This is a genomic window from Pseudohongiella sp. SYSU M77423 (assembly GCF_029911965.1).
Classification (GTDB): domain Bacteria; phylum Pseudomonadota; class Gammaproteobacteria; order Pseudomonadales; family Pseudohongiellaceae; genus Pseudohongiella.
In genome coordinates, this window is sequence record NZ_JARYTH010000002.1 from 150,097 (window position 1) to 164,442 (window position 14,346).

Annotated in this window: 13 protein-coding genes; 4 read left to right on the plus strand and 9 right to left on the minus strand. The window is 54.2% G+C overall.

The genetic code is table 11. From position 1 onward, the window contains the following. Window positions 1-45: 45 nt before the first annotated feature. From QGM61_RS04515 to map, 3 genes are all read right to left on the minus strand, one after another. On the minus strand, window positions 46-396 hold the full coding sequence (locus QGM61_RS04515) for an ArsC family reductase (RefSeq protein ID WP_281132145.1): 351 nt from the start codon (window positions 394-396) through the stop codon (window positions 46-48). Then, on the minus strand, window positions 393-3,065 hold the full coding sequence (locus QGM61_RS04520) for a [protein-PII] uridylyltransferase (protein WP_411268754.1): 2,673 nt from the start codon (window positions 3,063-3,065) through the stop codon (window positions 393-395). The genes QGM61_RS04515 and QGM61_RS04520 overlap by 4 nt, the downstream gene beginning before the upstream one ends. Before the next feature lie 73 nt (window positions 3,066-3,138). Continuing rightward, window positions 3,139-3,912 carry a type I methionyl aminopeptidase gene (gene map, locus QGM61_RS04525; protein WP_237134180.1) on the minus strand — a complete coding sequence of 258 codons (774 nt, stop codon included), beginning with the start codon at window positions 3,910-3,912 and terminating at the stop codon, window positions 3,139-3,141. Window positions 3,913-4,056: 144 nt separating this feature from the next. Between map and QGM61_RS04530 the strand changes: the two genes are divergently transcribed. After that, window positions 4,057-4,752, plus strand: coding sequence for a tellurite resistance TerB family protein (locus QGM61_RS04530; RefSeq protein WP_237134179.1), 696 nt, complete (start codon window positions 4,057-4,059; stop codon window positions 4,750-4,752). A gap of 168 nt (window positions 4,753-4,920) precedes the next feature. On the opposite strand, the gene QGM61_RS04535 is transcribed toward QGM61_RS04530, so the two are convergent. Then, entirely contained in the window at window positions 4,921-6,066 is a 1,146-nt protein-coding gene (locus QGM61_RS04535; RefSeq protein ID WP_237134178.1) for a patatin-like phospholipase family protein, read from the minus strand. 68 nt (window positions 6,067-6,134) lie between these two features. Between QGM61_RS04535 and QGM61_RS04540 the strand changes: the two genes are divergently transcribed. Both QGM61_RS04540 and cysB read left to right on the plus strand, forming a co-directional pair. Continuing rightward, entirely contained in the window at window positions 6,135-7,076 is a 942-nt protein-coding gene (locus QGM61_RS04540; protein ID WP_281132147.1) for a 5'-nucleotidase, read from the plus strand. A 5-nt stretch (window positions 7,077-7,081) separates the two neighbouring features. Beyond that, window positions 7,082-8,101, plus strand: coding sequence for an HTH-type transcriptional regulator CysB (gene cysB / locus QGM61_RS04545; protein ID WP_281132148.1), 1,020 nt, complete (start codon window positions 7,082-7,084; stop codon window positions 8,099-8,101). On the opposite strand, the gene QGM61_RS04550 is transcribed toward cysB, so the two are convergent. Further along, a complete protein-coding gene (locus tag QGM61_RS04550) occupies window positions 8,076-8,807 on the minus strand; it encodes a phosphoadenylyl-sulfate reductase (RefSeq protein WP_237134175.1) in 732 nt (243 codons plus the stop codon). The two genes, cysB and QGM61_RS04550, sit on opposite strands and share 26 nt — an antisense overlap. A gap of 121 nt (window positions 8,808-8,928) precedes the next feature. Between QGM61_RS04550 and thrH the strand changes: the two genes are divergently transcribed. Continuing rightward, the gene (thrH, locus tag QGM61_RS04555; RefSeq protein WP_281132149.1) at window positions 8,929-9,546 is read left to right on the plus strand and encodes a bifunctional phosphoserine phosphatase/homoserine phosphotransferase ThrH; all 618 of its coding nucleotides are present in this window, start codon (window positions 8,929-8,931) and stop codon (window positions 9,544-9,546) included. A 34-nt stretch (window positions 9,547-9,580) separates the two neighbouring features. Here the strand turns inward: thrH and pabB are convergent, their stop codons facing one another. The 4 genes from pabB to purB form a co-directional block, all read right to left on the minus strand. Continuing rightward, the gene (pabB, locus tag QGM61_RS04560) at window positions 9,581-11,017 is read right to left on the minus strand and encodes an aminodeoxychorismate synthase component I (RefSeq protein ID WP_281132150.1); all 1,437 of its coding nucleotides are present in this window, start codon (window positions 11,015-11,017) and stop codon (window positions 9,581-9,583) included. Beyond that, window positions 11,017-11,676, minus strand: coding sequence for a hypothetical protein (locus QGM61_RS04565; RefSeq protein ID WP_281132151.1), 660 nt, complete (start codon window positions 11,674-11,676; stop codon window positions 11,017-11,019). Before QGM61_RS04565 ends, pabB begins: the two co-directional genes overlap by 1 nt. Before the next feature lie 88 nt (window positions 11,677-11,764). After that, window positions 11,765-12,973, minus strand: coding sequence for a cupin domain-containing protein (locus QGM61_RS04570; RefSeq protein ID WP_281132152.1), 1,209 nt, complete (start codon window positions 12,971-12,973; stop codon window positions 11,765-11,767). After that, window positions 12,970-14,337, minus strand: coding sequence for an adenylosuccinate lyase (purB, locus tag QGM61_RS04575; RefSeq protein WP_237134170.1), 1,368 nt, complete (start codon window positions 14,335-14,337; stop codon window positions 12,970-12,972). The genes QGM61_RS04570 and purB overlap by 4 nt, the downstream gene beginning before the upstream one ends. Window positions 14,338-14,346 lie beyond the last annotated feature (9 nt).

A 14,346-nucleotide genomic window follows, 5' to 3' on the forward strand; every position in this document is an offset into this window, starting at 1 on the left:
GGTGCTCTTTTTTGTCAATTCTCTAACTGCCCATTATTGTTGGGCTCAGGAAGGAGTGGTCAGTGCCGTCAGGCTGTCGAATCCGATTCTCCATTCATTATTTGCGTCGCGAATGACTGGACGACGAATTATGGCCGGATACTGTGCCAGCAGCCCGGCCGCGACCCGCGGATCCATGATTGTCTGCTGTTGCTCGGGCGTTAATTGCCGCCAGGTTGTTCCACGCCTGTTTATCAGGAATTCTGGACTGAAGCTGGCCAGCAGTTGTTTTAGCAGTGCGTCATTAAGCCCATCTTTACGAAAATCATGGAAGTGATAGTCGATATTGTTCTGTTCGAGGTGGCGGCGAGACTTTTTGACCGTATCACAGTTACTGATACCGTAGATTGTGATCACAGGCTGAGCTCCTGCTGCAGGGCTTCCTTGAGTCGGTTGATCTGGGCTTCATCGGTGATCGGCTGATCGTTGGCGTCCGCAATAAAAAACAGGTCTTCAACGCGTTCGCCCAGTGTCGCAATGCGGGCATTCAGCAACTGAATGGACTGCTCGGCGAACACTTTGCCAATGCCGGCCAGAATGCCGGGTTTGTCGATGCAGTTAACTTCGAGCGTTGACCAGTTCTGACCGTCCCTGTTGATCAGGTCTGTTTCAATCTGCTGACCAAAATGCTGCAGTTTTCGAGACTGACGTTTCTTCGCGACTCGCAGGTGAGCGGAAGGTTCGGCCAGATACTCACTCAAAAGTTGTTTGATTTCTTTGATGCGTCGCGGATTGTCACCGATCGGAGTGCCATCTCCCTCCAGTACGGAATAGGTGTTCATACAGTAGTTTTTGGACGATGTAAAAATGCGCGCGTCCTGAATATTCAGACCCAGCTGTTCCATGGCCGCAGCGCTGCTGGCGAACAGGTAGCTACGGTTAACAGTGTAGATAAAAATATGCGTGGCACCTTCAGCCAGGGTATCCGCAGTATCCTGCACCAGTACCAGCGTCGTCTGGTCCGGATGTTCCTTCAGGTGTCTGGCAATCGACTCCGTATGCCATACAATGTTGGCAGCAGATTCGCGCACGAAATATTCGTCGTCAGTATTCTGCCAGATGGATTGCACCATCTTATCGTCAATACCTTTGTCACGAAGTTTCAGCAGCGCACTTTCCTGCTTGTCCTTGATGCGGTCCGCGCGGTCGATAGGGTTTTCCAGGCCGCGACGAAGAGCCTTTTTAGTACTCAGGTACAGCTGTCGCAACAACGATGCGCGCCAGGCGTTCCATAGTGTTGGATTGGTTGCATTGATATCGGCTACAGTCAGCGCATAAAGATAATCCAGGTGCAGTTTGTCGCCGACTTCCAGTGCAAAGTCGTGGATCACTTCCGGGTCAGATATGTCTTTACGTTGTGCTGTCATCGACATCAACAGATGCTTGCCGATCAGCCAGCTGACCAGCTTGGCGTCCCAGGCGCTAAGGTGGTGGCGCTGACAGAACTCGTTGGCGTCTACCATGCCCAGCGTGGAGTGATCGCCACCGCGCCCCTTGGCAATGTCGTGGTAAAGGCCGGCAATATAAAGTAGCTCGATTTTGGGCAGTCGATGGGCAATATGGGCGGCGATCGGGAAATTTTCTTCCGCCTCAGGCTGGCGAAAGCGCTTCATGTTTTCGACTACCTGCAGCGTATGGGCATCCACCGTATAAATGTGAAACAGGTCATGCTGCATTTTGCCGGTGATGGCCCCAAACTCTGGCAGATACCTGCCCAGCACGCCGTAACGCGCCATACGCCTAAGCTGCGCTGTCAGGTCGTGCGGTGAGCGCATCAACTCCATGAACAGGCTGGTGTTTCTGATGTCGTTACGGAATTTGTCATCAATCAGCGTTCGGTATTCACGTATCAGACGGATAGTGGATGCTCGAACACCCTTGATCTCCGGGTTCTGTGCCATCAGCACAAATATTTCCATCAGGGCAAAAGGAAACTTCTGGAATACATTGTCATTACAGACCTCAATATAATTATTGCGGATCTGAAAGCGGCTGTTGATTTTGGTGATTTCTGCCTTTTCACTGGCACGCAGAATGACTTCGTCGAAGTGCTGCAGCAACACATCATTCAGCACACGCAACATCGCAACAGCACGATAGTATTCCTGCATCAGCTTTTCGACAGCCAGACTTTTCTTATCGTCTTCATAGCCGAACATGCTGGCCAGATCCCGCTGCTTGTCAAACAGCAGTCGATCTTCTTTGCGGCCGGCGAGCAGGTGCAGGCCGTAGCGAAGTTTCCAGAGCAGGGCTTCGCCGCGACGCAGTTGTTCATATTCGTAAGGCTGCAAAAACCCCAGCTCGACCAGATCCTGTAGTGTGTCTGCGTCATAATGACGTTTTGCAATCCAGCCAATGGTCTGAATGTCCCGCAGCCCGCCCGGAGACGTTTTGACATTCGGCTCCAGAGCGTAGTCAATGTCGTAATACTTTTTGTGGCGGGCTATCTGTTCGTCGCGTTTGGCAGTAAAAAATTCTCGTGCCGGCCAGACATCGTCGGCCTGGGTCACGGTGATCATTTCATCACGTAGTGAATCCGGACCAACAATAGTCCGCGACTCCATCAAACTGGTCGTGACAGTGATGTCCTTGATGGCTTCATCCCGGCACTGGCTGATCGTGCGCAGACTCTGACCTATTTCCAGATTGATGTCCCACAGGAATGTGAAAAAGGCACTTAGTGTCTGGCGATTGGCATTGCCATGGTCCTTGCGCATCAATAGCAGCAGGTCGATATCTGAATGCGGGTGCAGTTCCCCACGGCCGTATCCGCCGACAGCCAGCAAGGCGATGTCTTCAGGGTGCTGCCAGTCAAACTGTTGCCAGGCGCGTTTGATCAGCTGATCCATGAAGCGGGCACGGCCTGTGATCAATGGGCTGATCTCGGCGCCGGCGCGATACAGGCGATCCAGCTCCTGCTGGGCATTGTTCAGTGCGTCTTTGAAAACTGTGATGGCCGGCTCACCATTAGCAAGGCGCTCTTCAATGCTGGCCGGGTCCCACAGCTCAAGTTCGGCGGCATCGATTGTTGCGTCGGCCGGCGTCGTCGAGAGGCCGGGCGTGGGGGTAGTGCTCATGCATTGGTTCCTGTCAGAAAATTCAGAAAGATTCTTCGTGGCGCCTGGTCAGCACTTCACAACCATCTGACGTCACTGCCAGAGTATGTTCCCACTGTGCGGACAAACGTCGGTCCTTGGTGGTCACTGTCCAGCCGTCAGCTTTCGATAACTTGGTATGGCGAGCGCCCAGGTTTATCATCGGCTCGATGGTGAAAGTCATGCCTTCCTGTAACACCAGCCCGGTGTCGGGTTTGCCATAGTGGAGAACCTGCGGGTCTTCGTGAAAGATCCGCCCAATACCGTGACCGCAATATTCGCGAACCACCGAATAGTTGTTGCTCTCGGCATGAACCTGGATGACATGACCAATATCGCCAAGTCGAACACCGGGGCGGACCAGTGCGATGGCCTTGTACAGGCATTCCTGTGTGACGTTGATCAGCCGTTTGGCGTGCGGAGCGACCTCGCCGACAAGGAACATTTTGCTGGTATCACCGTGAAAACCGTCTTTGATGACAGTAATGTCGATGTTCAGGATGTCACCGTTTTTGAGAATCTTGCTGTCACTGGGAATGCCATGGCAGACCACGTGATTCAGTGAGGTACAGATGGATTTTGGAAAGCCATTGTAGTTCAGTGGGGCGGGCACCGCCTGCTGGACGTTGACAATATAATCGTGACAGATGCGGTCCAGCTCGCCGGTACTGATTCCCGGTTTGACATGTTCCCCAATCATCTCCAGAACCTCTGCAGCCAGCCTGCCGGCCACCCGCATTTTCTGGATATCATCTGCCGTCTTTATCGATACCGCCATGCTACTGCTCTCTGTATACTCGAAGGCCACTATTGTATGTTTTTACACTGGGAAGGGAAACCCGCCATCCGCCGGTCCCTGACAACGTAGTACGGCTAATTGCATGATCGTCGACGCATGCCAAACCCATAAGAGGAGTCACTAGTGATAGATACGAACCGTTTGTTTGAACAGTTTTTGGGCAGTGGACAAAACACATCTCAGGGGCAAGCTGGCATGGGCGGCATGGGGCAGGGCGGCGCCGGCAAGGGCAGCTTTGTGAAGGGCGCTGCTGCTGGTGGCATACTGGGGCTGCTGGTCGGCAATAAAAAAATGCGTAAGATGGCTGGTGGCATGATCGGCTATGGCGGCGCAGCGGCGGCGGGTGCGCTTGCTTACAAAGCCTATCAAAACTGGCAGCAGGGCAAGCAGGTGGCCACCGCTCCAGTGGCCTCGCCAGCCGACATGAACAATGTGGATCCAAAGTTTCTGCCCAATGCTGACCACTCTCCGGCCAGTCAGAATTTTTCGCTTACGTTGATAACAGCCATGATTGCAGCGGCCAAGGCTGATGGTCATATCGATGCACAGGAACAGAGCGCCATATTCGAGCAGGTTGAAAAAATGGCACTGGATGCAGAAAGCAAAGGTTTTGTGTTTGATGCCTTGCGCAAACCGGTCGACCTTGATGCGCTGGTTGCCGCTACCCAGGGTATAGAGCAGGCCTCAGAGCTCTATCTGGTATCGCGCGCTGCGATTGATGTCGACCATCCTGCTGAACGCGCCTATCTCGAAGTGCTCGCCCATCGCCTGCAACTGCCAGCTGAACTGGTCGCACATCTGGACCACCAATTGGCATGATTGCCCACGCCAGTGTGCCATCATTGTGCACACTGGCGCCATATCAGCGCAACCACCCCTCTTAATGCACTTAAATGGTGCGCCACAAGCGGTCTGGAACCCTAACTTGGCCTGGGCATCAGCCATGAAGACAAAATCATCCTTGGTTATGGTTATTTTTTCTAATAATTAAGCCTTGAAGAATTCATGGATCTGCTCGCGTTTTGCCATGGCATCCGCGACGCCAAGATCCATGAGCTGTTTGCAGTACTCCTTCTCGAACATCAACAGACTGGCAATTGAACTGGAATTTGTGTCGCGGATGAACATGCGTATTGTTCGTGGCAGGGATGTAAAGTAATCCTCAGCCAGTCGATTCAGATCCTGACTCGGCGTGATATCCAGCAACTTGACTGGACGTATGCCCAGCGACTCCTGATCTGTGCAGTACGGCAACAATTGGTTGTAGCGCTCCAGCACGGCCATATCACTTTCAAGCGTATCGACAAATGCACTGTTGAGCACGTGTCCGATTATCTGCGATAACGAAGGCTGCACAAGCTGTTCCGGATGCGGATCCCGGCGTGTTGCTGCGCCGCTGACGCCAATCGCCAGTATGCGATCCGCTCCCATGTGTATGGCGGGACTTAAGGGTGCCAACTGGCGGATCGCGCCATCGCCGTAATATTGCTGTTCAATTCTTACTGCCGGGAACAGCGTAGGTATTGCTGTGGAGGCAAGCAGGTGCATGTGCCGCAGCTCTGTTCGAATTCCTACCCGATGAGCACGAGACCAGTTTTCGATGTTGTTGACCGATTGAAAAAATGAAACTGAATTCCCACTGGTATAACCAGAGGCGGTGACTACCAGGCTGTCCAGGTAACCGGCTTCCATGTTGGCATTGATCCGTTCAAGCCTGAGCACTTGTCTGAGCAGCTCTTCGAGCGGCGAATTGTCCAAAAGTGATGCGGGCACGCGCCGTCCACGGTTGGTGAGAAACGAAAAGACCCAGTTCGAGGCACTGCTGATCAGGCCCGCCGAATCCAGTCTGTAAATCTGATCGCTTTGAATATTTCCCCAGATATATTCAAGCACACGGATGCCGGTGCGCAGCCGGTGTGCATGGGTGGCCAGACCGGTCGCATTTAATGCGCCAGCTGAGGTGCCGGATATAATGCTGAAGGGATTGGGGACATCTTTGTCCAGCAGACGAGCAATGCCGCGCAGTGCTCCAACCTGATAGGCTGCCCTGGCACCACCTCCCGACAGTACCAGCGCTATGGCCGGTGAGGACTTTTGTGGGGATTGTTGTTTAACAGAACGTTCGCTTGTCATATGATTCCCTTCGCAACCAGAACAAATTCTACCGGCTCGGTAGGTATTTGCATACGACAGGGAACTTTATGGCGCAGACCCGAGTACAGCAGGCCGTGGACAAACTGGTTATCGCGATATCGTCACGAGCGCTGTTTGATCTGAATGACAGTCATGTGATCTATGAAGAAAAGGGCCTGGGAGCCTATCAGCAGTACCAGATCGAACATGAGAATGAACCGTTACAGCCTGGTGGCGCGTTCAATCTGGTCAAAAAGCTGCTGCATTTAAATACCCTGCTCGATACCCAGCGGGTTGAGGTGATTCTGCTGTCCCGTAACAGTGCCGACACTGGTTTGCGGGTTTTTAACTCCATCGAGCATTATGGTCTGCCCATCATCCGGGCCGCTTTCTCTGGTGGCATGAGTCCTTACCGGTATATTTCTCCTTTTAATTGCCATCTGTTTCTTTCCATGGATGGCGCCGATGTGCGTCAGGCGCTGGAGCAGGGTGTGGCAGCAGCGACAATCCTGCCATCAGCCCCGCAGGCTGCCAGTGATACGCAGGTCAAATTTGCGTTTGACGGGGACGCCGTGCTTTTTTCGGATGAGGCAGAACGGATCTACAAGTCGCAGGGTCTCGAGGCATTTGCCAAAAGCGAAAAGAAGTCCGCCAATCAGCCGCTGTCGGGCGGTCCGTTCAAACCCTTTCTGGCGGCTTTGCAGCAATTGCAGATGCAGTTCCCGCCAGGGCTTTCCCCGATTCGCACCTGCCTGGTCACAGCACGTTCAGCGCCTGCACATGAGCGGGTCGTGAAAACACTGAGAGCCTGGAATATACGCATTGATGAGTCATTGTTCCTGGGTGGAATGGCTAAGGGTGTGTTCCTGAAAGCTTTTGACGCCGATGTGTTTTTTGATGATCAGGAGGCGCATTGCGACTCGGCCCGTGAACATGTGGCGACCGGACACGTACCGCATGGTGTTGCCAACGAAAAAATTTCCCAGCCGACAGCAGACAAAAAGGACTGATCAGGATGAAGCTGCAACAGTTGCGTTACATCACCGAAGTGGCTTCGTGTGGACTGAATGTATCAGCTGCTGCTGATCGCATGCACACCTCACAATCGGGTGTCAGCAAACAGATACTGGCGCTGGAGGACGAACTGGGGGTACAGATTTTTGTTCGCAACGGCAAACACATTTCCGGATTGACAGCTGCCGGCGAAGTGATTGTAGCGCAGGCCCGCGAGCTGCTGCATCAGGCCGGCAATATCAAGCGCACTGCGGCGGAGTTCAGTGACGCTACATCCGGAAGTCTGTCGCTGGCCACTACCCACACGCAGAGTCGTTATGTTCTGCCGCCGGTCATTTCCCAGTTTATTGAAAAGTATCCAGGTGTCTCACTTCAGCTGCATCAGGGGACGCCCATACAGATTGCCGAACTGGCTGCCAAGGGTACGGCAGATTTTGCGATAGCCACCGAAGCCATGGAAAAATTCAGCGACCTGATGATGATGCCGTGTTATCGATGGAATCGTGTGGTTCTGGTCCCAAAAGATCATGCTCTGGTTGGCGTTTCAAAAATATCACTGGCAGATCTGGCGCGTTTTCCACTGGTCACCTACGTGCTCGGTTTTACCGGTCGCTCGCGTCTTGATGATGCCTTTGCGTCGCAGGGCCTTCAGCCGCGCGTGGTATTCACGGCGGCGGATGCTGATGTGATCAAGACCTATGTCCGGCTCGGGATGGGCATTGGTATAGTGGCTGGAATGGCTTACGATAGTGACAAGGACACCGATCTGGTAGCGCTCGATGCCAGCCATTTGTTCGATTACAGTGTGACGCGGATCGGTTTTCGGCGCGGCACCGTCCTGCGGGCCTACATGTACGAGTTTATCGCCATGTTTGCGGACCATCTTCAACGGCCAGTCGTTGAGCAGGTGCTGCAGTGCCAGAGCCAGGCCGATGTCGACCTGCTGTTCGCCAATACGCCGATTCCGGCGCTGGGTATTGGTCAGTCGGCGCCGGTCAGCTCAAGTCAGTTGCCAGATTGACCTTGTGCAGGCCGCATTCTTTGGCAGTTGCTTCTTCCCACCACCAGCGACCTTCACGTTCGTGCTGATTGGGTCCTACCGGGCGCGTGCAGGGTTCACATCCGATACTGATGAAGCCCTGATCATGCAGAGCGTTGTAGGGAATGTCGAACATGCGGATGTAGTTCCACACGTCCGCTGAGCTCCAGTTGGCAAACGGATTGAACTTGAGCAATGTCTTGCCAGAGGCTGCGAACGTAGTGTCGAGCTGGGCGACTGGCACCTGGGCGCGGGTCGGGCTCTGGTCGCGTCGCTGGCCTGTGATCCAGGCATCCACGGTCGCCAGTTTGCGGCGCAGAGGTTCAGTTTTGCGAATGGCGCAGCACTCTTCATGACCATCCTTGTAGAAACTGAACAGACCTTTCTCCCGGGTCAGTTTTTCGATCGCGCGGGTGTCCGGATACATGAACTCTATCGAGATGCCAAAAGTCTCCCTGACTTTCTCTATGAACTGATAGGTCTGAGGATGCAGGCGCCCCGTGTCCAGTGTGAACACGGCGAGGTCGGGTTTAAGTTTGCAGGCCATGGCCAGTAAGGCAACGTCTTCGGCACCACTGAACGACAGGGTGATGTTGGGAATGGCTGGCAGTATCTCTTTCAGGATATCCCTGGGTTCCATCTGCTGGAAACGCGCATTGTATTCTGCAATGTTGTCCGGAGTGATCATGATGGTCCTCGACAAAAATTGCGCACATGATACATGAGGGCGACTGGCAAGACAGCGGGCAAACCGCTAAAATCGCCGCCTGTTTTGTGATTTATTCTAATAAGCTAATGAGGAATGCCGCGTGGAACTAGCCTGTCTTGACCTGGAAGGAGTATTGATTCCGGAAATCTGGATCGATTTTGCAGAGCGCACTGGAATCGATGATCTGCGGGCAACGACGCGGGATATTCCGGATTATGATGTGCTGATGCAGCAGCGTCTGCGCATTCTGCGTGAACACAAGCTCGGTCTGCCGGATATTCAGGAGGTCATCGCAGGCATGTCACCTATGCCCGGCGCGCAGGAGTTTGTCGATTGGCTACGCGAACGCTTCCAGCTTGTCATCCTGTCTGATACTTACTACGAGTTTGCACAACCGCTGATGCGTCAACTGGGTTTTCCGACCTTATTCTGTCATCGCCTGGAAACGGACGAGCAGGGCATGATCGTCAACTATCACATTCGTCAGAAAGATCCGAAGCGCCAGTCAGTCAAAGCGTTTCATTCACTGAACTATCGTGTCATCGCCGCTGGTGATTCCTATAACGATACCACGATGCTTTCCGAGGCTGAGGCCGGCATCCTGTTCCGCGCGCCGGAGAATGTGATTCGTGAGTTTCCACAGTTTCCGGCCGTGCATGAATACGCCGATCTGCAGGCTGAGTTCCTAAAGGCCAGCAACCGTCAGCTGGCTCCCTGACGCCTGAGCCAGACATCGCGGGCGCTGCTGTGTGTCAGTCAGCGCCTCTTGCTTCCAGGCTGTGCATCAGGGCTGTGACTTTGTCATGACACTCCTGGTATTCAGTATCACAGTCTGAATCGGCGACGACACCGCCGCCACCCCAGCAGTAAACCATATCGTTGGCGCAAACCAGCGTCCTGATGCAGATACTGCTGTCAAAATTTCCGTTGTGATCAAGATAGAACAGTGAGCCGCAGTAAAAGCTTCGGGGTCGCTGTTCCAGCTCAGATATGATCTGCATGGCGCGGATCTTGGGAGCGCCAGTTATCGATCCCCCCGGGAAACAGTGTTGCAGCAGCGCCAGCGGGCTGATGCCCGCTGGCAGCTCGCCGGTCACTGTGCTGATCAGGTGATGGACATGGGTAAAACTGTGCACCGCAAATAGTTCAGGTGTTTTCACAGAACCAGTCACACATACTTTGCCCAGATCATTGCGCATCAGATCGACAATCATCAGGTTTTCTGCCTGGTCCTTGTCGCTGTCGCGCAGCGCGAGCCGGGCCGATTCATCATCTGCGGCATTCGGATGGCGCCTGCGCGTGCCCTTGATGGGCTGTGTTGTGACCTGTCTGTCATTTACTGAAAGGAAACGTTCAGGCGACAGGCTGAGAATCGAGGCGGTTTCGGTCCGCACGAATCCGCTGAATGGACTCTGGCTGGTCTGCCTCAGCCGCAGATAGGCGCCAAGCGGCTCGCCGCGGAAACCGGCCTGAAATCCCATGGCCAGATTGGCCTGATAACAGTCTCCGGCCTGAATCCAGTGATTCAGGCGAGTGAAGGCCTGTTGATAGTCCTGATGACTGCTCGCTGCCGTGAAGGCATGCAGCAGACTGAACTGCGGGCGGCTGGTCGATTGCTTGAGGTCAGACAGGCACTGCTCAATGCGGTCACGAATAGCGTTCGGGCATCGACTGAGGAAAAACAGTGTGGTCTGTTGTTTTTCATGATCGACAATAACCGCCCATTCATAGAGGCCTATGTGAATCTCCGGAAGCTCCAGTAAGGCCTGGGCGAGTGGATCGTCATGATCAGCCCGCCAGCCGCTTATTGTTGTCTGATCCGCGGAGTAGGCCAGGGCGCCTAGCAGGCCGCCACAAAAGGGCAGTCCGGCAAGAGCCTCAATGTCTGCTGCTGCCGGTTGGTGAGCAGCCAATAGCTCCTCGACAACCTGCCGCCAATCTGTGCCTGTCAGGGCTTGCCAGTCGCTTTCGCCATAATGGCGTTTGTAGAGGCGGGTAGTGCCGTCAGAGGTGTTGCGGTTGACATTGACAGTAGCGCTGGGAAGGGCTGTCAGAATGTCAAAACGACCCTGCGGGTAACGGGTGAGGCCACTATCCAGACAGAATGCCCCGGGCAGTGCGCCGATGGCAGTAATCAGATACTCACTGTCCTTCCGATACGGAAGCCGGCGAGTCAGTTGCTCTCTCATCAGGGCAGGACATCCACCTGCAAGGCCAGTATGGGCTGGCCCTCAGCATCCGGGTTCATGACAAACCACTGGCCCAGTGGTATCTGCAGTGTGTGCTGGCCGCTAAAACCGTCGATGTTTTCAAGTGCCACACTGATGTGGGCCTGCTGTTCCACAATCTGCGCAGTCATCAGGAGTTGTGGCTGTATATTCGATCCCACATCGCCGGGCTCAGCGTCCGGATCCGTTTCCTGGACCTCAACTGCGTCATCGACAGGGCTGGCGGAGCGGAAGGTCAAAACCTCACCTTCAACTGCCTGGACACGTTCGGGTGCCGGGTCCGGCGTTACCGCTGTTTCGGTATTTTCATCAATGCTGTCCGTCACAGCGGCAGTGCCCGGCTCGCGATAATCAAAGTCGACGCTGACAATCAGGCGCCGAGGTGGCACATCAAGCGTCGCAATGCGTTGTTGCAGAATGTCGAGATTCGCTGCGGTAGTGGCAATAATCAATTTATTGTCGATTTGCCCCATATAGCCGCGCTCATGCAACAGCGGCGTCAGCTGGTTGCGAATCTCGCTGGGGCTGCGGTGTTCAATATCAATAATTTCGATGGTGGCCAAATTGCCTTCCTGCGCCCATGAGGGGCTGGCGAGCAGTATCAGACTCGCGCTCAGCATGCTTATTGGCCTTGCCAGTAATCCTGTCCAGCGCAAAAGACCAGTAGCGACTCTTATCGGCATTTTCCACTCGCTTTTCATCGTTGAATTAATCAAGGGTCAGGCTGCCCTGATTATACAGATCTGCGAGCAACTGGAGGGTGCTGTCATCACTAAATGCATGGTTTTTGATGGATTCGGGCAATGGCATAAGATAGCCAGGTGCGCTGAGTGTCTGTAACAGCAGCAGGCAGTTCTCATTGCAGGAATAACTCACACCATCAGCAAAAAACTCAATCGATCTGGCATTCCCGGCATCTTTGCCAGCGTAGTATGCGAACCGGGCTCCAGGTACTTTGTAGATCTCCATTCCCTGCTCAAGCTGGTGGCGAAGGGCATCAATGGTGATGGCGGCAGAATCATCGTCGCCATCCGGTTCCAGCGGGTAGCGCGGTGCTGTCATGGTCTGTCCAAACCACTGGCGGATGCGCTCGGGTTGAGTCAGTAATGTGGTTAGTTTCTGTTGCAGGTCAGAGATGACCTCTACCGGGATCTCACCATAGTGTCGGGGGAGGCTGGGTTGGGGGTCAGTGTAGCGTTGGTCCTCATTCAGGTCGTCCAGTGCCTGGTCAACGACACCGCTGAGAATTTCGCTCCAGGAGGGGGCGCGGAAACCAACTGAGTAGGTGATCGATGGACCAACAGCGACACCATAGTGCGCAAGGCCAGGGGGAATGTAGAGAATGTCCCCGGGACTCACCGTGTACTCGTCAACTGCCTTGAAGTCCTTCAGCAGGCGCAGGCCGCTTGACTGGTCAATCGGTGTCAGTGCATCGCAGCGCTGCCCCAGTTGCCAGCGTTTCTGCCCCATGCCCTGAATCAGGAAGACGTCGTAATAGTCGAAATGTGGCCCGACATTACCCTGATCAGTGGCATAACTGACCATAATGTCGTCGACCCGCCAGCCGGGGACAAAGTCAAAGTCACCGAGCATGGCACTGACGCCGTCAACCCATTGATCCACTGCCTGCACCAACAGGCTGTAGTTCGACTGCGGCAGCGACAGAAAATCCTCATCGTCAAAAGGACCCTGGCGCATACTCCACTTTGTCTGTGATTCATTTACCTGTATCAGGCGCGACTCGACGCCAGGCTCGCAGGCCAGTCCGGCAAGCTCTTCTGGCGTGACCGGGTCCAGGAATGACAGAGCGCCAGCGCGGATCAGCAGGGGCTTTTTCTGCCAGTACTCGGCCAGGAACTGCCGGCGATCAAAACTCTCCGGCAGTATGGATTCGCTGTCTGTCTGCTCGTTGTTCAAATTGATTTGGCCTGCTCAGTGGCGTTACCTGTGTAGCTGCCAGGGGTCAGTTCGCGCAGTGTCGTGCGGGCAGACTCCGGGATATCAAGGGTGTCGATAAACTTGCGAATGGCTGTCTGATCAATGGTCTGACCCCGGGTCAGTTCCTTAAGCTTCTCGTAAGCCTGTTCGACACCATATCGACGCATGACGGTCTGGATGGGTTCAGCCAGCACTTCCCAGGCACGATCCAGGTCCTGATCCAGCGCGCCCGGATTAAGACTTAATTTGTTCAGGCCTTTGAGTGTGGCCTGATAGGCAATGAGGCTGTGTGCGAATCCGGTGCCGACACTGCGCAGCACCGTGGAATCTGTCAGGTCGCGCTGCCATCGTGAGATTGGCAGTTTTTCAGCCAGATGCTGCATGATGGCATTGGCGATACCCAGGTTGCCCTCTGAATTCTCAAAATCGATTGGATTGACCTTGTGTGGCATGGTCGAAGAACCAATCTCACCGGCTACAGTTTTCTGTTTGAAGTAACCCAGTGATATGTATCCCCAGATGTCGCGATCCAGATCGATCAGGATTGTATTGAATCGACAGCAGGCAGCAAACATTTCCGCGATGTAGTCATGTGGTTCGATCTGGGTTGTGTAAGGGTTCCATTCAATACCCAGTTTACGGACAAATTTCTGGGCGTTGTCCTGCCAGTCGATATTCGGGTAGGCCGCCAGATGGGCATTGTAGTTACCAACGGCGCCGTTGATTTTGCCGAGCACAGGACTGTCCGCGAATTGCTGCAGTTGTCGCTCCAGCCGGTACACCACATTGGCCAGCTCTTTGCCAACAGTGGTCGGGGAAGCTGTCTGGCCGTGGGTGCGCGACAGCATCGGCTGAGCTGCCGTGTCGTGAGCCAGCTCGCGCAGACGATCGATCAGTTGCTGCATCGCCGGCAGCATGACCAGATCGCGACCGTCACGTAGCATCAAAGCGTACGACAGGTTGTTGATATCTTCTGAGGTACAGGCGAAATGAACAAACTCGACCTGTTGTTTCAGGTCAGGGTGATCAGCGATTTTCTCTTTGATGAAATACTCGACCGCCTTGACGTCATGGTTGGTGGTGCTTTCTATGGTCTTCACACGTTCAGCGTCTTTGAGCGAAAAGTTGCTGACGATTTCGTTCAGCAGATCATTTGCGGCATCACTGAGAGCTGGTGCTTCAGGAATGTCGGGGTGGGCTGCGAGCTGCTGAAGCCAGCGAATTTCGACCTGAACGCGATACTTGATGAGGGCGTATTCACTGAAACAGTTGCTCAGGGCTTCAGTTTTGCCACGATAGCGCCCGTCCACCGGTGAAATGGCGGTCAATGTAGTGATGCTCATGTTCAAATG